The organism is Pseudomonas sp. Arb-4-2C, from assembly GCF_055755015.1.
The window spans coordinates 323005-343539 of sequence record NZ_CM146899.1 but is presented as its reverse complement, the minus strand read 5'-3'; the positions used below and the strand labels follow the sequence as shown (position 1 = coordinate 343539).

Below are 20535 nucleotides of genomic sequence, written 5' to 3'. Positions count from 1 at the left end.
GGTGCCGCACCTCAAAATTGATCTGTCTGCCAGCGTCGTCGCACATGGTTGAGCCGTTCCTGCTGGGTCAGCCCGTCCGGCACGCCAGGCAGTTCCGCCCGGGGATGCTGCAAGCGTAGCCACAACCAGCCATCCAGCACCGTCCGGTCTCTGAAACCCAGGGTCAACCCCTCCTGCACATGGGAGACCATCCGCGCGTAATCGGTTCCCAGGGATTGGCACCAGCGCCAGATGTGCTGCTCCAGCAGGCAGCTTTGCAAGCGCTCACGCTGGCGACGGGTGAGGCTTTCATCAATCCCCAGCGGTTCCACCGCCCACCGCGGATTACGCAGTTGCTGCCAGCCCTGACTGCCAATGGCAAAGTCGGCCCAGGTGCCACCGAACCAGCGCAACAGGTCGATCGGCCCAAGCCAGCGGCTCAAGTCACTGGCGTCACAGGCATCGAAGAAGTAACTGGCCGTGTGGCGGTTGTAGTACCCGAGCAAGGCACGGTGGCTGGGCCCGAAGGAAACCGTCAGCATCCGGCGCAGGTGGCTCAACAAGATCGGCTCAGAGGTCTCACTGGCCAGCAACAGACCACGCCAGGTTTGCGGGTCGCGGTGACACAGCGCGACCAATGCCGGGCAATCGTGCAAATTGACCAGCAGCGGCCCGTACTCGCTCACGGCGGCAAACTCGGTGGTATCGAACAACCGCGAGCAACGTACCCCGGCAAATCCCTGACGCAGTGTCGCCAGAGCCTGCTGCGCATCGGTGCCATCAAGCAACAGCCAATTCGCCTGCCGGGCAAACCCCGCGCCGCTCAAGTGGCATCGCCCTGATCCAGCGACGCGAGCAACCGGCAACTGCAGATTGACGCCGTGCAGTGGTTGTAACTGCCACCCCCGGGGATCAGACACAACAGCAGCATGGGTTCGCCGCCGGCGAGCCATTGTGTCAGGCCCGCGCTGGGCAACACGTCCGGCAGCACGGGAGGCAAAAGCTCATGGTCGTCTTCGAGCGCTGCCGATTTCTGCAGGAAACCACTGATTACCGGCTGATCCGGATCCCCCTCCAGAAAGCTCACCACCACTTCGACACCTTCGCGCAACGACGCCGGCGACGTATCGCTCAATGCCGGCGCCAGGGGCAGCCAACAGTGGCTGGCGGCAGCGCCCTCCCCCTGATAAAGCCAGTCAAACTGAACCGCCACCGACCGCAGTTGATCCGGTTGTGGCTCGTCGACCATCACCACCCAGGCCCGTTGCAGGCTGTGCATGCGCGGCCTCGCACAAATGCTCACGGGTGCAGGGAGTGGCGCCTCGGCTGCGGCGAACAGCCGATTGCTGTAAGACGGCTCGCAGGCAGGATCACCGCGATGCTCGATACGGCTCAGCAACCAGCGACGGTTGCACTCGGCCAACGGATGCCCGGCCAGCGCCAGCCAGTGGGCACTGCGCACGGTCGGCAGGTCGCTGCGGCCTTCGGCCCTGCGGGTTCCGGCAGCAGGCTCGTGCACACCCGGTGCCTGCACTTGCACCTGCCAGCGACGCACCGCCGGCTCGGCGCCATTGTCCACAGACGCCCCATCAGCCACGGGCAGATGCGCGGGATCATCGGCGAACACCAGACAATGTGCCTCAGGCCTGTGCTCGAAGTAGTAGTGGATCCGCGCCTGCGCACACAGGCGCTGCACAAATTGCAGGTCCGATTCGCGGTACTGGGTGCAAAAGGTCCACACCGGGTATTCGCGGTGCAGATCAAAGCGTCGTTGCGTACCGACAATTCCATGTTCCTTGAGCACCTGCGCAAGGATCTGCGGCACGCTCTGGCTGCTGAAAATCCGCTGGCTGAAACGCAGTTCCAGACAACCGAGCTTCGGCGCCAGTTTCACCCGACACAACCGTGAACCTGCGCCATGCTCATGCTGGACGACACTCTGCAACTGGCCATTGAGGCCATTGTGCATGGGGCCGAACTGCAGAAACGCCGAACGAAAAAGCAGGCTGGCAAGGTCCAGTTGCGCGTCATCGATCAACAGATCGATGTCAAAGGCAAAGGGTTCGCTGATCCCCTCACTTCCGGTAAAGGCCAGCACCTCGAAGGGGTCGGAAAGCCCCGCAACATCGAGACGAAACGACGGCTCGTTGACTGAATCGAACATGGGCGGATCTCTACAGGAGGGACGGCCGGGGATTCTCGCCGAGAGCCATGGCCGAGTAGAGAGCTGAAGTACAACTTAGGAAATGACCTACGCGAAAAGCAGACCGGATGACTTTTCTGATGCAGTTAGCCAAACATTTCGCGAGGATTTTGGGAGATATCCCACCGGGTTATCCGAGTTTTCCGCAGTTTGCGGAAAAACTTCAGACAACCCGACGGGAGCGCACCTGTTCTCAGGAAGACAGGTAGGAGGAACGGGTCAGGCCCAGACGCAAGGCATCAAGGAACTGCGTACGCTCGCTGGCACTGATGCGGGCACTGGCGCACTTGTCGCGGTAGTGGGTCATCAGTTCTTCCGGCGACAAGTGCACGTAACGCAGCATGTCTTCGATGGTGTCGTGGGTTTCGATACCGGCGTGGTACACGCTGCCATCGGCGTTCTGGTAGATGTTCACCGAGTCGGTGTCACCGAACAGGTTGTGCATGTCGCCGAGGATTTCCTGATAGGCGCCGACCAGGAACACACCCAGCAGGTAGTCTTCGCCCTCGTTCAAACCGTGTACCGGCAGGCTGGTTTCGATGCTCTGCTCGTCGACGTACTGGTTGATCTTGCCGTCGGAGTCGCAGGTCAGGTCTTGCAGCACGGCACGGCGCAGTGGCTCTTCGTCCAGACGGTGCAGCGGGATGATCGGCAGTACCTGATCGATCGCCCAGGTGTCCGGCAGGCTCTGGAACACCGAGAAGTTGCAGATGTACTTGTCGGCCAGCTTGTCGTTGAGTTCGTCGAGCACCTGACGGTGAGAACGCTGACGTGCCTTCAGCGAGTTGTGCAGGCGGCGGCACACGGCGAAGTAGCACTGTTCGGCCAGGGCTTTTTCGGCCAGGGTCAGCTTGCCATCGGCGTACTGCGAAGCCACGTCGCTCATGTAGTGCGTGGCGCGCCAGTAGGTCTCGGTGACCATTTCGATGTCGGTCGGGCCGAGCAGGTCAACCAGCCACTGCACGGTTTCCGGCAGCGCTTCCTTGTTTTCGATCTGCGGGATTTCGTCGTTGTGTTTTTCGACGTCGGTCACCTGCACCACCAGCATCGCGTGGTGAGCGGTCAGCGAGCGACCGCTTTCGGAGAAGATGTGCGGGTGCGGCAGGCTCTGCGCATCGCAGAACTCCTTGAGCATCCCGACCACGACACCGGCATAGTCGTCCATGTCATAGTTGATCGAACTGGCGTTGCGCGAGTGAGTACCGTCGTAGTCGACACCCAGTCCGCCACCAACGTCGATGTGATCGACCGGCAGGCCAAGGTTGCGCAGCTCGCCGTAGTAACGGATCGCTTCCTTGAAGCCATGCTGGTAGTCCGCGAGGTTGGCGATCTGCGACCCCATGTGGAAGTGCAGCAGGCGAATGCCCTGATCCAGGCCGGCGGCGCGGAAGCGCTCGACCACCGACAGCAGTTGCGCCGCCGACAGGCCGAACTTGGATTTCTCGCCACCGGTGTCCGCCCACTTCGACGAAGCCAGCGACGACAGGCGCACGCGCAGGCCGACCTGTGGCTTGACCTTGAGCGAGGCTGCTTCTTCGATCACCAGACCGACTTCGGATTCTTTCTCGATCACGATGAACACGTTGTGGCCGAGTTTCTGGCCCATCAGCGCCAGACGGATGAACTCGCGGTCCTTGTAACCGTTGCAGACGATGGTACCGCCCTTCGGCGCCAGCGCCAACACCGCCAGCAGTTCAGGCTTGGAGCCGGCTTCCAGACCGATGGAAACGTTCTGGGTAGCGATGATGTTCTCGATCACCGCTTCTTGCTGGTTGACCTTGATCGGGTACAGCGCGGTGTATTTGCTCTGGTATTCCAGGCGCTCGATGTTCGAGTCGAAAGCACCGGTCAGCTGACGGACGCGGTCTTGCAGGATGTCGGGGAAACGCACCAGCAACGGCAAGGACAAGCCGCTCTTGCGCAGTTGGTCGACTTGTTCGAACAGGTCGATAGGCGAGCTGCTCGGGCCGTTCGGACGAACTTCGACGCGACCGGCGTCATTGATCGCGAAATATCCGGCCCCCCAATGGCGAATCCCGTAAACACTGCGGCTGTCCGCAACTGTCCATTGGCTGCCATCGTCTTTGCGTGTGCGTCGTACGGACATCGAAGTCCCCTATAAAGAAGTCATAGTGCGTCGCCTGATCTCAGGCCGGCGCAGTCTAAAGAATGAAAATGACGGTTCGTCAGCGCCGCGGTAGACCGCGCTGACAGCGTGTAGTTTAGAAACCGGTATGAACAGGCTCTGTGAAAACCATGGAGACGACGCCGGCGCTGAGCATGTCAGCACCGGATCAAGCCGCGGGTGGTTTTCACAGAGGCTGCTAGCCGCCGGACTTCTTCGCCTTGAAACCGTGCTTGATCAGCTCTGCCAAGAGTAGCTCGACATGATCGCCCTGGATTTCGATGATCCCGTCCTTCAACGCCCCACCGGTGCCGCAACGTTTCTTCAACGTTGTCGCCAGCTCCTTGAGGGCGTCTTCGGCCAGCGGCACACCGGTGATGGTGGTCACCGTCTTGCCGCCACGGCCCTTGCTCTCGCGGCGCACGCGGGCAATGCCGTCGCCCGCCGGGATCACGGTTTGTTTGCAGATACAGGCGTCCACCGGCTTACTGCATTCCGGGCAATGACGACCTGCGTCGGTGGAAAATACCAGGCCACCAAGGGCGGCGAAGGATGCGGCTTTTTTGGCCACCGGCAATCCTCTTGGGAGGACAAAGACTGATCGCAACCTTGGGCAAGGTTATCGACCGCGAAGCCCCACTCAGGCAGGGGCAGCGCTACTGCACCGGATCTCCTGCAAAAGCAGGCCGGCACAGCTTGAAAAGGTCGCGCAGTGTAACGGCAAAAAGCGCAATTGCTAAGAGCCAATCGGCGCCAATTCATGTGTTCTTTGCGACGTCGCTTTGCTGAGCCTTCAGATAACGCTTCAACGCTGCCAAGGAGTCCGGGCAGTAAGGCTTTTGCTCGATTTCCAGGAGCACCTGCGCGACCGGAATGAAGCGTGCTTCCAGGACTTCTTCCGGCTGCAGTTTCAGCGGCCCGTCCCACACCGCGGAAAACGCCGAACACCACAGGCGGTTGTCGGTGTCTTCGAAGAAGAAATGATCGTGGGCGGTCAGTTCCACCCCGCCCACGCCCAGCTCCTCTTCCAGTTCACGGGCTGCCGACTCGGCGTAGGTCTCGTGCGCCTGCACCATGCCGCCGGCCGCCACGTCCCAGTAACCGGGATAGATGGCCTTGCTCAAGGTGCGCCGGTGCACACAGAGTTCACCGGCAGAGTTGAACAGCATGATGTAGGTACCGCGACCGATCAGCCCGCGCTCACGCAAATCGGCCCGCACCAGGGCGCCGAGCAGGTTGTCCTGCTCGTCGACCCAGGCGATCTGTTCGGCATCGGAGGCGGCGCGGTGGGCCGCCTCTTTGGCGCTATCGACCATGACTCAGCCCTGATTGAGCAGTTGACGCAGATCGATCACTGCGGCGTTGGCCCGGGAAATGTAGTTGGCCATGACCAGCGAGTGGTTGGCCAATACGCCGAAGCCGCTGCCGTTGAGGATCATCGGGCTCCAGACCGGCTCCTGCGACGCTTCCAGTTCACGGATGATCTGGCGCACGCTGACGGTGGCGTTCTTCTTCGCCAGCACATCGGCGAAATCGACTTCGATGGCGCGCAGCAAGTGCGACAGCGCCCAGGCCTGACCGCGAGCCTCGTAGAACACGTTGTCGATCTGCATCCACGGGGTCTCGACGACCTCCTCGTCCACCTGCGGCACTTCACCAACGGCCGGGACTTCGGTTTTCAGCGCGGTGTTGAGCTTGACCCGGCCAACACTGGCCGACAGGCGTTGCGACAGCGAGCCCAGACGGGTGCCGACATCGCCCAGCCAGTTGTTCAGGTTGTCGGCGCGGGCGTAGAACAGCGCGTTTTTCTGCGAAGGGTCGGACAGACGCGCCTGATAACGGCTCAGGGAGTTGATGCCTTCCTGATACTCAGATTCGCTCGACGGCAGGATCCAGCTCTTGTTATCGAAGTTGAAACGCGGCTCGGCCTTGGCCAGATCGGCGTCTTCAGCCGACTGTGACTGTGAGCGGGCGAAGTCTTTACGCAGGGCGCGGGTCAGGTCACGCACCTGCACCAGCACGCCGTATTCCCAGCTCGGCATGTTGTCCATCCACAGGCCCGGCGGGAAACGGTCGTTGGAAATGTAGCCGCCCGGCTTGTTCAGCAAAGTGCCGGCGACGGTCTTCAGGGTCTCGACCGTGGTGTAGCCGACGACCATCTGCTTGCCTTCTTTCTCGGCCGCGACCTGGGCGTTCTGCGCCACCGGAAACAGCGCCGGCTCCTCGCTCCAGTACCAGCCAAGGCCGATGGTGACCAGCAGATAAATGCCGATCAGCGTGGCCAGCGCGCGGCTGAACAACAGCCCGCCCACATAGCTGCGGGCGGCCGACTTCGGCTCAGCGGCACGTTCAGGCGCGCTGCCCGCGCGGTTCTTCCAGTCCAGCATGGCGATATCCTTTCAATCACTTGGGTTCAACGGTTCGACCACAACCATACAACAACGTGCCGAGGCCGGCACCCGCCATTGAATAGAAGCAGAAAATCCACAGAAGGCGCGACACTGACCGGCTATTTTCTAAGGGTTTCCCTGATGCAGCGTCAGCAGCAAAGGTCCGGATGCAGCAATTGCAGATTAATGTGCAAGTGTGTCAGCGTGTTGCCCGCACAGGCTTTTTCGCCCGCTGATCGGCACCATGTGCCCGGTTTGCGGGGAGCCTGACGACGAACAGGTCCAATCCGACACCCTCCGGTCAGAAACTGAATTGTGCAGCACCGCAGATTATTGACGCACGACACTCATATAAGGGAAAAGAGGTGCTAGCATAGAGCCACCAGTCGATCTCAGCATGCACCCTAACTAGTAGTCAGGATATGACCGAGCCAGAAGACCCCAGCCGTGAGCGCCTCAAGCACCACTTTGCCCAGCGGGTAATTCATCAGGCACGTCAGATTCTTGAGATATGGCAACGCCTGCAACGCAATGAGTGGTCCACTGCCGACCTCGCCGAACTGAGCGAGGCCAACCTGCGCCTGCTGCGTTTTGCCGAGCGCTTCGAGCAGCCCGAGCACACGCAACTGGCCCACCACATCAGCCAATCGCTGAACGCCGTCGATGCCAATCGCGGCCGCCTGAGCAGTGGCCTGATCACCGATCTCAATCGCTTGATGCAACGCCTGTCGCGTACCGGCCTGCGTCATGGCGATCAACTTGATCAGACATTTCTGCCGCCGCTGCGCAAACCGATCTATGTGTTGCTGCAGGATCACGACCGCGCCGAACGCCTGGCCAAGCAACTGGAATTTTTCGGGCTGACCGCGCAGGCGCTGGACAGTGTGTCGGCGTTTCGCTCCTCGATGGTCGAGCGTTTGCCGGCCGCGATCGTCATGGACGTGGACTTCAGCGGCGCCGGTGTCGGCCTGCAACTCGCCGCCGAAGCCCAAGTGGGCCTGGAAGAACCGTTGCCGCTGCTGTTCTTCAGCCTGCACGAAACCGACACTCCGACCCGCCTCGCGGCAGTACGCGCCGGTGGCCAGGAGTTTCTCACCGGCACCCTCGAAGCATCGAGCCTGCTGGAGAAGATTGAAGTCCTGACCTGCGTTGCGCAGTACGAACCTTATAAAGTGCTGATCATCGACGACTCCCGCGCGCAGGCCTTGCACACCGAACGCCTGCTCAACAGCGCCGGGATCGTCACCCGCACCTTGATCGAACCGATCCAGGCGATGGCCGAGCTGGCGGATTTCCAGCCGGATCTGATCATCCTCGACATGTACATGCCGGCCTGCACCGGCACCGAGCTGGCCAAGGTCATCCGCCACAACGACCGCTACGTCAGTGTGCCGATCATCTATCTGTCCGCCGAGGACGATCTGGACAAACAGCTCGACGCGATGAGTGAAGGCGGCGACGACTTTCTGACCAAGCCGATCAAGCCACGGCACCTGATCACTACCGTGCGCAACCGTGCCGCCCGCGCGCGCAATCTGAAAGCACGGATGGTCCGCGACAGCCTCACCGGCCTGTACAACCACACGCACATCCTGCAATTGCTCGAAGACTGCTCGTTCCGCGCCCGCCGCGAGAGCAAGCCGCTGAGCTTTGCCATGCTCGACATCGACCATTTCAAGCGGGTCAACGACAGCCACGGTCACCCGATGGGCGACCGGGTAATCAAAAGCCTGGCGCTGTTCCTCAAGCAACGCCTGCGCAAGACCGATTTCATCGGCCGTTACGGCGGCGAAGAGTTCGCCATCGTCATGCCCGACACCGACATAGAAGCGGCGCACAAAGTGCTCGACGAGATCCGTCAGCGCTTCGCCGAGATCCACTACCCGGCCCAGCCGCAGGATTTGTGGTGCACCTTCAGCGCTGGCGTGGTGGAAATGCGCGAGGACTCTGACAGCCTGATGATGGCCAGCCAGGCCGATGAAGCGCTGTACCGCGCCAAGGGTGCCGGACGCAATCGCGTGCAGACCGCGCGCGACTCAAAGCAAAGTGCCACTTTTTCATCGGATTCCACCGATTCGGTCATAACCCTGTAACAGAACCGCAATAAATTCAGGCGCTTACCATTTCCGCCGTTGGTAGCCGTCATGCGCCTGAAGTTGCTCACCAATCTCAACACTCTGCTGCTGGTCGCCGTCTGCGTGGCCCTCGGCGCGACGCTGTGGTGGTCGCAAAAAGCCCTGGAGCGTCCGTATCTGTTGATGGAACGCTACCTGGGGCTGTCGCAGCAATTTCAGAATGACGTGGCACGCAATGTCGAGGACTACCTCGGCAGCGGCGATGCCTTGCGCCTGAGCAGCGCCAGTCAGGCCATCGACGGTTTGCACAAAGAACTTGGCGAACTGCCGCCGGCGCTGGCCGAGACCCTGCGCCCGAGCCTGTCGAGCCTTGAAGAATTCAGCAAGACCGACCTGCTCGCGGCCGGCAAACTGGCCGGCGATCCACAAGCGCTGCTGTTGCAGGCCGAACGCGAACTGAGCGCCAGCCTCGACCAGTTGAACACCTATGCCAACGGCAATGCGATGTACCTGACGCCGCTGCTCGCAGCTTCCCAGCATCTGGGCAAGCTGTCGCTGGCTCGCGACAAACTGGTGAGCAGTGGCCGCAGTGAACTGGCCGCCGACGTCGAACGTGAAGTCGCCAACATCCGCACCCAGGCGCAGGCCATCGATGCCCTGCCCCTGCTTGGCGTGGTCGCCAAGAACGAATCCGGCAGTGATGATTTCGCCGCGATGATGGGCATTGCAAGCACTGAAAAAGCCGCTGCCGAAGACGCCGGCGTCGGCCTCAAGCGCGAACTCAACAGCCTGCTGGGGCGTTACCCCGCAGAGCTGGAACGCACCCGCGAGCTGATCCAGAAACGCACCGACCTGAGTACCGCGACGCACCTGAAGATCGCCGCCGTGCAGCAGGCCATTGCCGGCCTCGAGCCGGTGGTGCGCGCTCAGCATGGGCAGATCCAGGGCGAAGTGCGGTTGATGCAAGGCGTGATGATCGGCCTGATCCTGCTGATCGCGCTGCTGATCGACACCTTGCAGCGGCGCCTGGCCCGCACCCTGACCAACCTGGCCCCGGCGCTGTCGACCTGGGCCGAGGGTGATTTCAGTCGCGATATCCATCTGGGCAAAACCAACCGCGAACTGCACGACATCCAAGCGTCGCTCAATCGACTGCGTGCGTACCTGGTGGATCTGGTCGGCACGATTCGCGGCAACGCCGAACAGGTCGCCGGTAGCAGCCGCACGCTGGCCGAGCTGAGTAACGACTTGCACACAGGCGCCGAGCATCAGGCCGGGGACACCGCGCTGATTCGCGATTCTCTGGGCGAACTGGAAGCCACGATTCAGCAAGTCGCCGGCGATGCGCGTCAGGCCGCGGACGCCAGTCGTCATGCCGGGCTAGCCGTCGAGCACGGGCAAACCGTGATCGGCCAAAGCCTCACCGGCCTGCATGCGCTGGTCGGCGAAGTCCAAGGCAACGCGCAGATGATCGAGCACCTCGCCGAAGAGTCGGCGACCATTGGCGGCGTGCTGACGGTGATCCGCTCGATCGCCGACCAGACCAACCTGCTGGCGCTCAACGCGGCCATTGAAGCGGCACGGGCCGGGGAAATGGGCCGCGGTTTTGCCGTGGTGGCCGAGGAAGTGCGCTCACTGGCACAGCGCACGGCGGGCGCCACGGCGCAAATCCAGACCCTGATCGCCGGCCTGCAAACCGCCGCCCGACAATCGGTCGAAGGCATGCGCGCGCAGGTCGAACACGCCGAAGCCACGGCCAATCAAGCGCAAGCGGCGGACGGCGCGCTGGATAAAATTGTCGGTGCGATCCAGACCATTTCCGACACGGCGATCCGCATCGCCGACGTCACTGCGCAGCAAAGTGGCGCAGTCAGCGAGATCCGCGACCACAGTGAGCGGATCCATCAGTTGGGTGGGGCTAACCTGCTGCGCATCGGCGAAGGTCGGGAACAGGGCGAGAACCTGCTGGTATTGGGCGGGCAATTGCATACCGCCGTGCAGGCATTCCGCGTCTGATAAACCGCCATCGCGAGCAGGCTCGCTCCCACACTGGAATATGTACCCCTGTGGGAGCGAGCCTGCTCGCGAAGGCGGCAGCACAATCACTACAAGTGACCGGATCTAATCACTCGGTCACAAATTTCGCGCAAACATCGGTCATCGTGCTGGCTATTGCAGAGAACTGGACAGTCACAAAGCCTTTGCGGCATAGTCGCCGGGTTCTGACGACTGCTCATTCATAACAAGGAACATGCAGATGGCAACCCTACTGGTGCTGCACGGCCCCAACCTGAACCTGCTCGGCACCCGCGAACCCGGCACTTACGGTTCAACGACCCTGGCGCAGATCAATCAGGATCTGGAGCGTCGCGCCCGTGAAGCCGGCCATCACCTGCTGCATCTGCAAAGCAACGCCGAGTACGAATTGATCGACCGCATCCACGCCGCCCGCGGCGAAGGTGTGGATTTCATCCTGATCAATCCAGCAGCTTTTACACACACAAGTGTCGCATTACGTGACGCGCTGCTGGGAGTGAGCATCCCATTCATCGAAGTGCATTTGTCCAACGTGCACAAACGCGAACCTTTCCGCCATCACTCTTACTTCTCCGATGTAGCGGTGGGAGTGATCTGCGGCCTTGGCGCCAGCGGTTACCGACTGGCCCTGGAGGCTGCACTAGAACAGCTTGAAACACAGGCAACGACTTGAACTACAAGCGTTAAACGCCCCTGACCGACCCTTGGGAGTTGATGATTCATGGATATCCGTAAAGTTAAGAAACTGATCGAATTGCTGGAAGAGTCCGGCATCGACGAGCTCGAGATCAAGGAAGGCGAAGAGTCCGTACGCATCAGCCGTCACAGCAAGACCCCGGCTCAGCAGTACTACGCTCCGGCTCCGATGCAAGCACCGGCTGCCGCACCTGCCGCTGCTCCGGTGGCTGCTGCAGCCCCGGCTGTCGCTGCTGCGCCAGCGCTGAACGGCACCGTTGCCCGTTCGCCGATGGTCGGTACCTTCTATCGCAAATCTTCGCCAACCTCGCCGTCCTTCGTTGAAGTCGGCCAGACCGTGAAGAAAGGCGACACTCTGTGCATCGTCGAAGCCATGAAGATGATGAACCACATCGAAGCTGAAACCAGCGGTGTGATCGAGTCCATCCTCGTCGAAGACGGCCAGCCGGTTGAGTACGACCAACCGCTGTTCACCATCGTTTGAACTGCGGAGAGCCTTTGATGACTGCGAAGTTGGAAAAAGTTCTGATCGCTAACCGCGGTGAGATCGCCCTGCGGATTCTGCGTGCCTGCAAAGAGATGGGCATCAAGACCGTCGCCGTTTACTCCAAGGCCGACAAAGAGCTGATGCACCTGGGTCTGGCAGACGAGTCCGTCTGCATCGGCCCGGCTTCTGCCGCGCACTCTTACCTGCACATCCCGGCAATCATCGCGGCCGCTGAAGTGACTGGCGCTACCGCCATTCACCCAGGCTACGGTTTCCTCGCGGAAAACGCCGACTTTGCCGAGCAGGTCGAGAACTCCGGCTTCGCCTTCATCGGCCCGAAAGCCGAAACCATTCGCCTGATGGGCGACAAGGTGTCGGCCAAGCACGCGATGATCGAAGCGGGCGTACCGACCGTTCCCGGTTCTGACGGCCCACTGCCGGAAGACGAAGAAACGGCACTGCGCATCGGCCGTGAAGTCGGCTACCCGGTGATCATCAAGGCCGCTGGCGGCGGTGGTGGTCGCGGCATGCGCGTGGTGCACAAGGAAGAAGACCTGATCGCCTTCGCCAAACTGACCCGCACCGAAGCAGGCGCAGCGTTCGGCAATCCGATGGTCTATCTGGAAAAATTCCTGACCAACCCGCGCCACGTCGAAGTGCAAGTGCTGTCCGACGGCCAGGGTCACGCCATCCATCTGGGCGACCGCGATTGCTCGCTGCAACGCCGTCACCAGAAAGTTCTCGAAGAAGCGCCGGCACCGGGCATCGACGAGAAGGCGCGCCAGGAAGTTCTGGCTCGCTGCGTCAAGGCATGCATCGATATCGGCTACCGCGGCGCCGGCACTTTCGAGTTCCTGTACGAGAACGGTCGTTTCTACTTCATCGAAATGAACACTCGTGTTCAGGTGGAGCACCCGGTTTCGGAAATGGTCACCGGTATCGACATCGTCAAGGAGATGCTCAGCATCGCTGCGGGCAACAAGCTGTCGTTCACTCAGGATGACGTGGTTATCCGCGGTCACTCGCTGGAGTGCCGGATCAACGCTGAAGACCCGAAAACCTTCATGCCGAGCCCGGGCACGGTCAAGCATTTCCACGCCCCGGGCGGCAACGGCGTTCGCGTCGATTCGCACCTGTACAGCGGTTATGCGGTTCCACCGAACTACGACTCGCTGATCGGCAAGCTGATCACTTACGGCGCCACCCGCGACGAAGCCATGGCACGCATGCGCAATGCCCTGGACGAAATCGTGGTCGACGGGATCAAGACCAACATCCCGCTGCACCGTGATCTGGTTCGTGACGAAGGCTTCTGCAAAGGGGGCGTGAACATTCACTACCTCGAGCACAAGCTGGCTGGCGAAAAGCACTAAGCTTCAGCCCGCACCCAACAAGGCCGCCTTCGGGCGGCTTTGTTGTTTCTGCAGATTACATAAACCCCCTGTAGGAGTGAGCCTGCTCGCGATGAGGCCGGCACATCCAGTATATGTGTCGACAGCACCATCGCCATCGCGAGCAGGCTCACTCCTACAAGGGAATGGCGTTTCAAGTCTCTCCCACAAACCGCCTGCGCTCGCGTAAACTTGCGCGCTTCTCGCTGGCCGCTAGGCTGCAATCATATTTTTTCAAAGGTGCCCGCCATGCCTTGGCTGCAAGTACGTCTCGCCATCAGCCCGGAACAAGCCGAAACCTACGAAGACGCTTTCCTTGAAGTCGGCGCCGTTTCGGTGACCTTCATGGACGCCGAAGATCAGCCGATCTTCGAGCCGGAACTCAACACCACCCCGCTGTGGGCGCACACTCATCTGCTGGCCCTGTTCGAGGGTGGCACCGAAGCTGCGCCGGTATTGGCACACCTGGAACTGCTGACCGGCAGTCCGCTGCCGGAGCATCACAGCGAAGTCATCGAAGACCAGGACTGGGAACGCAGCTGGATGGACGGTTTCCAGCCAATGCGTTTCGGTCAGCGCCTGTGGATCGTGCCGAGCTGGCACGCCGCGCCCGAGCCTGAAGCGGTCAACCTGCTGCTGGATCCGGGCCTGGCGTTCGGCACCGGCACCCACCCGACCACCGCTCTGTGCCTGGAATGGCTCGACGGTCAGGACCTGAAAGACTGCAACGTGCTGGATTTCGGCTGCGGCTCGGGGATTCTGGCGATTGCCGCCCTGCTGCTCGGCGCGAAAGAAGCCGTCGGCACCGACATCGACGTACAGGCGCTGGAAGCCTCGCGCGACAACGCCGGGCGCAACAACATTGCCGACGAACTGTTCCCGCTGTACCTGCCGGAAGATCTGCCGCAGGTCAAAGCCGACGTGCTGGTGGCCAATATTCTGGCCGGCCCGCTGGTTTCGCTGGCGCCGCAACTGTCCAGCCTGGTCAAGTCCGGCGGTCGCCTGGCGCTGTCGGGCATCCTCGCCGAACAGGGCGAAGAAGTGGCTGCGGCCTATGCTCAGGACTTCGATCTGGACCCGATCGCCAATCGCGATGGCTGGGTGCGTATCACCGGCCGTCGGCGCTAGAATGATCGCCTGCATAAACCGGATCGCCGCATGACCGACAGTTTCGTCACCCAGTGCCCGCATTGCCAAACCAGCTTCCGCGTCAGCCATGCTCAATTGAGCGTGGCCCGCGGGGTGGTTCGCTGTGGCTCCTGCCTGCAAGTGTTCAACGCCGCCAAACAGCTGCTGGAGCAACACGCGAGCAAGGAAGCGGTGACGCCAGTGGCACCGGCCATCGTGCAGCCGCCTCAGGCCAGACCTGAAGTCAGCGCGCCGCCGACCCGCGTACAACCGCCGGTGGTCGAAACACCGGTCAGTGCCGAACCGCCTGCGCCGCGCGCCATCAGCCAAAAGCAATGGAGCGCCAGCGAGCTGGACCTGGACAGCCTGGATCTGGACGAAGAACTGGCCCGCCTCGAACAACGGGAAATCCAGCCGACCACCGAATTCGGTCGTCAGCGCGAAGAATCCCTGAGTGCCCGGCGTGACAGCCCAGAAGCCGATGAAACGGTGTGGCGCGACAGCCTGTTCAGCGCGCGCGACGATGAGCGCCTGCCCGAGCCCGAAGATGAAATCGAACCCGAGATCGTCGAGCCGGAACCGGTAAAAACCGCCCGCACCGAGCCTTCGTTGTCGCTCGAACCGGTGGATCTGGATGACGAACCACCGATTCCGCAACTGCGCCTGCACGATCCAATCGACCCGAATGCCCGCCGCGAACGCCTGTCGGCCAGCGCGGAACCCGATGACGATGACCTGCCGTCGATCGAACCGCTGCGCAAAAAACGCGATCGGGCGGAGCCCGGTGTACGCGCAGAAGTGCTGCAAGACCTGACCGACGACCCGCTGCAACTCGACTGGCAAAAACGCCGCTCGCCCTGGGGCCGACGCCTGCTCTGGACCTTGCTGGTGCTGCTGGCCGCTGCAGGCCTTGCCGGTCAGTACATCGCCTATCATTTCGACGAACTGGCGCGCCAGGATCAGTACCGCCCGTGGTTCCAGCAGTTCTGCCCGCAGATGGGTTGCACGGTGCCGTCCAAGGTCGACATTGGCAAAATCAAAAGCAGTAACCTGGTGGTGCGCAGCCATCCCGAGTTCAGCGGTGCGCTGGTGGTGGATGCAATCATCTATAACCGCGCGACGTTCTCTCAGCCCTTCCCGCTGCTGGAGCTGCGCTTCGCCGATCTCAATGGCCATCTGATCGCCAGTCGTCGCTTCAAACCCGGCGAATACCTCAACGGCGACCTTGAAGGCTTGGCGGAAATGCCACCGCAGACGCCGATCCACATCGCGCTGGATATCCTCGATCCAGGCCCTAAAGCAGTGAATTACAGCCTGAGTTTCCACTCACCCGAGTGAACCGTTGCAGCGCTTCAGGTTTGACGGCGGTTTTCTGACTGGGCGCACGCCAACCAAACCGCTGGCAATAACAGAATAACTGTTCAGATTTTGTTCAATTCAGCCTTTATCCAGTCATCGAGAGCGGGTATCATGCCAACCCTTTTTCGAACTCTCATGATCCGGCCCCACTTCAGGGAAGTCCTATGTCGGCGGTACGCATCGGCCCATATACATTGCAGAACGGTTTGATTCTCGCCCCGATGGCGGGGGTCACCGACCAGCCCTTTCGTCAGCTGTGCAAGCGTTTGGGCGCAGGGCTTGTAGTCTCGGAAATGGTCACCAGTGACATGAGCCTGTGGAATACCCGCAAGTCGCGCATGCGCATGATCCACGAAGGCGATCCCGAGCCACGCTCGGTGCAGATTGCCGGTGGCGACGCGCAGATGCTGGCGGATGCGGCCCGGGCCAACGTCGAACTGGGCGCACAGATTATTGATATCAACATGGGTTGCCCGGCAAAGAAGGTCTGCAACAAGGCCGCCGGTTCCGCATTGTTGAAAGACGAAGCACTGGTTACCGAGATCCTGCAGGCCGTCGTCGCTGCAGTGGATGTGCCGGTGACCTTGAAGATCCGCACCGGATGGGATCGCGACAACAAGAACGGCCTGACCGTGGCGAAGATCGCCGAGCAGGCCGGCATTACGGCGTTGGCAGTGCATGGTCGCACGCGCGCCGATCTGTACACCGGTGTTGCCGAGTACGACACGATTGCCGCGATCAAGCAGGCGGTGTCGATTCCGGTGTTTGCCAATGGCGATATCGATTCGCCGGAGAAGGCCCGTTACGTGCTCGACGCGACCGGTGCCGATGGCCTGCTGATAGGTCGGGCTGCCCAAGGGCGGCCATGGATTTTTCGTGAGATCGAACACTTCCTGCGTACCGGCGAGAAATTGCCGGCGCCGGAGCTGATCGAAGTGGAACGCATCCTGCTGGAGCATCTGGCCGCACTTCACGCCTTTTATGGGGATGTGATGGGCGTACGTATTGCCCGCAAGCATGTGGGCTGGTATCTCGCAACCTTGCCGGGCGCCAGGGAGTTTCGCGCCCACTTCAATCGTTTGGATGGTACGGAAACACAATGCGCCAACGTTCGGGAGTTCTTCGCCGAGCGTTACAAGAGCCTGACAGGGGACGAAGAAGGGGTGGCCGCATGACGATGATGACCGAGACTTTAGTGAGTGGAACAACACCCGTGAGCGACAACGTGAATTTGAAACAGCACCTCAATACCCCGAGCGAAGAAGGTCAGACCCTTCGCGGGAGTGTCGAGAAGGCGCTGCACAATTATTTCGCCCACCTTGAGGGCGCGTCCGTCACGGATGTGTACAACCTGGTGCTCTCCGAAGTCGAGGCTCCCCTGCTCGAAAGCGTGATGAACTACGTCAAGGGCAACCAGACCAAGGCCAGTGAGCTGCTGGGACTCAACCGCGGCACGCTGCGCAAGAAACTCAAGCAGTACGATCTGCTGTAAGCATTCAATCAAACCAGAAAGGCGCCCGCGTAAAACCGGTCGCCTTTTTTGCTGACTTCCCTTGCTTTTGATGGAAATTGAGATGACCGACCAGACTACCCGCCTGCCGATCCGCCGCGCCTTGATCAGCGTTTCCGACAAGACCGGGATCCTCGAATTCGCCAAGGAGCTCGAAGCCCTGGGCGTCGAGATCCTCTCCACCGGCGGGACGTTCAAGCTGCTGCGCGACAACGGTGTTGCTGCAGTGGAAGTCGCGGATTACACCGGTTTCGCGGAAATGATGGACGGTCGGGTGAAGACCCTGCACCCGAAAATCCACGGCGGGATCCTCGGTCGTCGCGGTATCGACGACGCCATCATGAACGAGCACGGCATCAAGCCGATCGACCTGGTGGCAGTCAACCTGTACCCGTTCGAAGCCACCATCAACAAGCCAGGCTGCGACCTGCCGACCGCGATCGAAAACATCGACATCGGCGGCCCGACCATGGTCCGTTCGGCGGCGAAAAACCATAAAGACGTGGCGATCGTGGTCAACGCCAGCGATTACGCCAACGTCCTGGAAAACCTCAAGGCCGGTGGCCTGACCTACGCCCAGCGTTTCGACCTGATGCTCAAGGCCTTCGAACACACCGCGGCCTATGACGGCATGATCGCCAACTACATGGGCACCGTGAACCAGGCTGCCGAGACCCTGAGCACCGAAGGTCGCAGCGAATTCCCGCGCACCTTCAACAGCCAGTTCATCAAGGCCCAGGAAATGCGCTACGGCGAGAACCCGCACCAGAGCGCGGCGTTCTACGTTGAGGCCAAGCCTGCCGAAGTCGGCATCGCCACCGCGACCCAACTGCAAGGCAAAGAGCTGTCGTACAACAACGTGGCCGACACCGACGCCGCGCTGGAATGCGTGAAGAGCTTCATCAAACCGGCTTGCGTGATCGTCAAGCACGCCAACCCGTGCGGCGTGGCCGTGAGCCCGGACGCCGAAGGCGGCATCCGTCAGGCCTACGAACTGGCCTACGCCACCGACACTGAATCGGCGTTCGGCGGCATCATTGCCTTCAACCGTGAACTGGATGCCGAGACCGCCAAGGCGATCGTCGAGCGCCAGTTCGTTGAAGTGATCATCGCCCCAAGCCTGAGCGAAGAAGCCCGCGCCATCGTCGCCGCCAAAGCCAATGTGCGCCTGCTGGCCTGCGGCGAGTGGTCGGCAGACCGCGCAGCAGCCTGGGATTACAAGCGCGTCAACGGTGGCCTGCTGGTGCAGAGCCGCGACATCGGCATGATCGGCGCCGACGACCTGAAAGTGGTGACCAAGCGCGCACCGACCGAACAGGAAATCAACGACCTGATCTTCGCCTGGAAAGTCGCCAAGTACGTTAAATCCAACGCCATCGTCTATGCCAAGAACCGTCAGACCATCGGCGTCGGCGCCGGTCAGATGAGCCGCGTAAACTCTGCGCGTATCGCTGCGATAAAGGCTGAGCACGCGGGCCTGCAAGTTGCCGGTTCGGTGATGGCATCGGACGCGTTCTTCCCGTTCCGCGACGGTCTGGACAACGCCGCCAAGGTCGGCATCACGGCGGTGATCCAGCCAGGTGGCTCGATGCGTGATGCTGAAGTGATTGCTGCCGCCGATGAAGCCGGCATCGCCATGGTTTTCACCGGCATGCGCCACTTCCGTCACTGATACACCGGTTCAAATGTGGGAGCGAGCCTGCTCGCGAATGCAATCTGTCAGTCACAGCTGTTTTGACTGACACACCGCTTTCGCGAGCAGGCTCGCTCCCACATAAAGCGCTCCAGCAGCGCCTGACAGATTTTTGAGGTTTTTGAAATGAATGTTTTGATCATTGGCAGCGGTGGCCGTGAACACGCCCTGGCCTGGAAAGTGGCTCAGGATCCGCGTGTGCAGAAGGTTTTCGTCGCGCCGGGCAATGCCGGCACTGCGATTGAAGCCAAGTGCGAGAACGTTGCCATCGACGTGCTGGCCCTTGAGCAACTGGCCGATTTTGCCGAGAAAAACGTTTCCCTGACCATCGTCGGCCCGGAAGTGCCGCTGGTGGCTGGCGTGGTCGACCTGTTCCGCTCCCGTGGCCTGGACTGCTTCGGTCCGACCGCAGGCGCTGCGCAACTGGAAGGCTCGAAAGCGTTCACCAAGGACTTCCTGGCCCGTCACAAGATCCCGACCGCCGACTACCAGAACTTCACCGAGATCGAGCCAGCCCTGGCTTATCTGCGTGAAAAAGGCGCACCGATCGTGATCAAGGCCGATGGCCTGGCGGCCGGTAAAGGCGTGATCGTCGCGATGACCCTGGCTGAAGCCGAAGAGGCCGTGCGCGACATGCTCGCCGGCAACGCTTTCGGTGACGCCGGTTCGCGCGTGGTGATCGAAGAATTCCTCGACGGTGAAGAAGCGTCGTTCATCGTTATGGTCGACGGCAAGAACGTCCTGCCGATGGCGACCAGCCAGGATCACAAACGCGTTGGCGACGGCGACAGCGGCCCGAACACCGGCGGCATGGGTGCCTACTCCCCTGCCCCGGTGGTCACCGCCGACGTGCACCAGCGCGTGATGGATCTGGTGATCTGGCCGACCGTGCGCGGCATGGCCGAAGAAGGTAACGTCTACACCGGTTTCCTGTATGCCGGTCTGATGATCGACAAGGCCGGCAATCCGAAGGTCATCGAGTTCAACTGCCGCTTCGGCGACCCGGAGACCCAACCGGTGATGCTGCGTCTGCAGTCGAGCCTGGTGCTGCTGGTCGAAGCCGCCCTGGCGCAAGCGCTGGACAAGGTTGAAGCGCAGTGGGATCCGCGCCCGAGCGTCGGTATCGTATTGGCCGCTGGCGGCTACCCGGGCGACTACGCCAAAGGCGCAGCGATCAACGGCCTGGACACGGCGGCAAGCCTGGAAGGCAAAGTCTTCCACGCCGGCACCGCGCTCAAAGATGGCACCGTAGTGACTGCCGGTGGTCGCGTACTTTGCGCCACTGCCATGGGCGCCAGCGTGAGCGAAGCCCAGCAACAAGCCTACAAGCTGGCCGCCGCCATCGACTGGGAAGGTTGCTTCTACCGCAAGGACATTGGCTACCGCGCCATTGCCCGTGAACGTGGCGAAACCCAGGAATAAGCTGTCCTTCAAGTCCGGCGCGGGATGCAGTCCCTCGCCG

The 20535-nt window shown here is 61.4% G+C and carries 16 protein-coding genes and 1 pseudogene; 11 read left to right on the top strand and 6 right to left on the bottom strand.

Features of this window, described 5'->3' with window-relative positions:
- Positions 1-11 precede the first annotated feature (11 nt).
- From AC0J41_RS01455 to AC0J41_RS01430, 6 genes are all read right to left on the bottom strand, one after another.
- Positions 12-806, bottom strand: a complete 795-nt coding sequence (locus AC0J41_RS01455) for a DUF4123 domain-containing protein (protein WP_473014374.1) — start codon at positions 804-806, stop codon at positions 12-14.
- Entirely contained in the window at positions 803-2143 is a 1341-nt protein-coding gene (locus AC0J41_RS01450) for a contractile injection system protein, VgrG/Pvc8 family (protein WP_473014373.1), read from the bottom strand. The genes AC0J41_RS01455 and AC0J41_RS01450 overlap by 4 nt, the downstream gene beginning before the upstream one ends.
- Positions 2144-2375: 232 nt before the next feature.
- Complete coding sequence (gene speA / locus AC0J41_RS01445) at positions 2376-4289, bottom strand: arginine decarboxylase (protein ID WP_025111754.1); 1914 nt, start codon at positions 4287-4289, stop codon at positions 2376-2378.
- Between the two features lie 217 nt (positions 4290-4506).
- Complete coding sequence (locus tag AC0J41_RS01440; protein ID WP_007914613.1) at positions 4507-4878, bottom strand: translation initiation factor Sui1; 372 nt, start codon at positions 4876-4878, stop codon at positions 4507-4509.
- A 187-nt stretch (positions 4879-5065) separates the two neighbouring features.
- Entirely contained in the window at positions 5066-5623 is a 558-nt protein-coding gene (locus tag AC0J41_RS01435; RefSeq protein WP_025111755.1) for an NUDIX hydrolase, read from the bottom strand.
- 3 nt (positions 5624-5626) lie between these two features.
- Positions 5627-6694 carry a DUF2333 family protein gene (locus tag AC0J41_RS01430; RefSeq protein WP_025111756.1) on the bottom strand — a complete coding sequence of 356 codons (1068 nt, stop codon included), beginning with the start codon at positions 6692-6694 and terminating at the stop codon, positions 5627-5629.
- 425 nt (positions 6695-7119) lie between these two features.
- On the opposite strand from AC0J41_RS01430, the gene gcbA reads away from it, so the two are divergent.
- From gcbA to purD, 11 genes and pseudogenes are all read left to right on the top strand, one after another.
- On the top strand, positions 7120-8790 hold the full coding sequence (gcbA, locus tag AC0J41_RS01425; protein WP_473014372.1) for a diguanylate cyclase GcbA: 1671 nt from the start codon (positions 7120-7122) through the stop codon (positions 8788-8790).
- 1482 nt (positions 8791-10272) lie between these two features.
- A pseudogene (locus AC0J41_RS01420) lies at positions 10273-10788 on the top strand (methyl-accepting chemotaxis protein); the annotation flags it as partial.
- 241 nt (positions 10789-11029) lie between these two features.
- Positions 11030-11482, top strand: a complete 453-nt coding sequence (gene aroQ, locus AC0J41_RS01415) for a type II 3-dehydroquinate dehydratase (protein ID WP_025111759.1) — start codon at positions 11030-11032, stop codon at positions 11480-11482.
- Between the two features lie 48 nt (positions 11483-11530).
- Positions 11531-11989: an acetyl-CoA carboxylase biotin carboxyl carrier protein gene (accB, locus tag AC0J41_RS01410; RefSeq protein ID WP_473014371.1), complete on the top strand. Its 459-nt coding sequence runs from the start codon at positions 11531-11533 to the stop codon at positions 11987-11989.
- A gap of 17 nt (positions 11990-12006) precedes the next feature.
- The gene (gene accC, locus AC0J41_RS01405) at positions 12007-13365 is read left to right on the top strand and encodes an acetyl-CoA carboxylase biotin carboxylase subunit (RefSeq protein WP_025111761.1); all 1359 of its coding nucleotides are present in this window, start codon (positions 12007-12009) and stop codon (positions 13363-13365) included.
- A 267-nt stretch (positions 13366-13632) separates the two neighbouring features.
- Complete coding sequence (gene prmA / locus AC0J41_RS01400; protein WP_473014370.1) at positions 13633-14511, top strand: 50S ribosomal protein L11 methyltransferase; 879 nt, start codon at positions 13633-13635, stop codon at positions 14509-14511.
- Between the two features lie 30 nt (positions 14512-14541).
- Positions 14542-15849 (top strand): DUF3426 domain-containing protein, encoded by a 1308-nt coding sequence (locus tag AC0J41_RS01395; protein ID WP_473014369.1) that lies wholly within the window; start codon positions 14542-14544, stop codon positions 15847-15849.
- Positions 15850-16034: 185 nt separating this feature from the next.
- The gene (dusB, locus tag AC0J41_RS01390; RefSeq protein WP_025111764.1) at positions 16035-17045 is read left to right on the top strand and encodes a tRNA dihydrouridine synthase DusB; all 1011 of its coding nucleotides are present in this window, start codon (positions 16035-16037) and stop codon (positions 17043-17045) included.
- Positions 17042-17362 carry a DNA-binding transcriptional regulator Fis gene (fis, locus tag AC0J41_RS01385; RefSeq protein WP_002555375.1) on the top strand — a complete coding sequence of 107 codons (321 nt, stop codon included), beginning with the start codon at positions 17042-17044 and terminating at the stop codon, positions 17360-17362. The genes dusB and fis overlap by 4 nt, the downstream gene beginning before the upstream one ends.
- 82 nt (positions 17363-17444) lie before the next feature.
- Positions 17445-19052, top strand: a complete 1608-nt coding sequence (gene purH / locus AC0J41_RS01380; protein ID WP_473014368.1) for a bifunctional phosphoribosylaminoimidazolecarboxamide formyltransferase/IMP cyclohydrolase — start codon at positions 17445-17447, stop codon at positions 19050-19052.
- Between the two features lie 147 nt (positions 19053-19199).
- Positions 19200-20495 carry a phosphoribosylamine--glycine ligase gene (gene purD, locus AC0J41_RS01375; RefSeq protein ID WP_025111766.1) on the top strand — a complete coding sequence of 432 codons (1296 nt, stop codon included), beginning with the start codon at positions 19200-19202 and terminating at the stop codon, positions 20493-20495.
- Positions 20496-20535: the final 40 nt, after the last annotated feature.

Coding starts and splice junctions, on each gene's coding strand:
- AC0J41_RS01450 (WP_473014373.1), bottom strand. CDS start 2,143: ATGTTCGATTCAGTCAACGAGCCGTCGTTTCGTCTCGATGTTGCGGGG.
- speA (WP_025111754.1), bottom strand. CDS start 4,289: ATGTCCGTACGACGCACACGCAAAGACGATGGCAGCCAATGGACAGTT.
- AC0J41_RS01435 (WP_025111755.1), bottom strand. CDS start 5,623: ATGGTCGATAGCGCCAAAGAGGCGGCCCACCGCGCCGCCTCCGATGCC.
- AC0J41_RS01430 (WP_025111756.1), bottom strand. CDS start 6,694: ATGCTGGACTGGAAGAACCGCGCGGGCAGCGCGCCTGAACGTGCCGCT.
- gcbA (WP_473014372.1), top strand. CDS start 7,120: ATGACCGAGCCAGAAGACCCCAGCCGTGAGCGCCTCAAGCACCACTTT.
- aroQ (WP_025111759.1), top strand. CDS start 11,030: ATGGCAACCCTACTGGTGCTGCACGGCCCCAACCTGAACCTGCTCGGC.
- accB (WP_473014371.1), top strand. CDS start 11,531: ATGGATATCCGTAAAGTTAAGAAACTGATCGAATTGCTGGAAGAGTCC.
- accC (WP_025111761.1), top strand. CDS start 12,007: ATGACTGCGAAGTTGGAAAAAGTTCTGATCGCTAACCGCGGTGAGATC.
- prmA (WP_473014370.1), top strand. CDS start 13,633: ATGCCTTGGCTGCAAGTACGTCTCGCCATCAGCCCGGAACAAGCCGAA.
- AC0J41_RS01395 (WP_473014369.1), top strand. CDS start 14,542: ATGACCGACAGTTTCGTCACCCAGTGCCCGCATTGCCAAACCAGCTTC.
- dusB (WP_025111764.1), top strand. CDS start 16,035: ATGTCGGCGGTACGCATCGGCCCATATACATTGCAGAACGGTTTGATT.
- fis (WP_002555375.1), top strand. CDS start 17,042: ATGACGATGATGACCGAGACTTTAGTGAGTGGAACAACACCCGTGAGC.
- purH (WP_473014368.1), top strand. CDS start 17,445: ATGACCGACCAGACTACCCGCCTGCCGATCCGCCGCGCCTTGATCAGC.
- purD (WP_025111766.1), top strand. CDS start 19,200: ATGAATGTTTTGATCATTGGCAGCGGTGGCCGTGAACACGCCCTGGCC.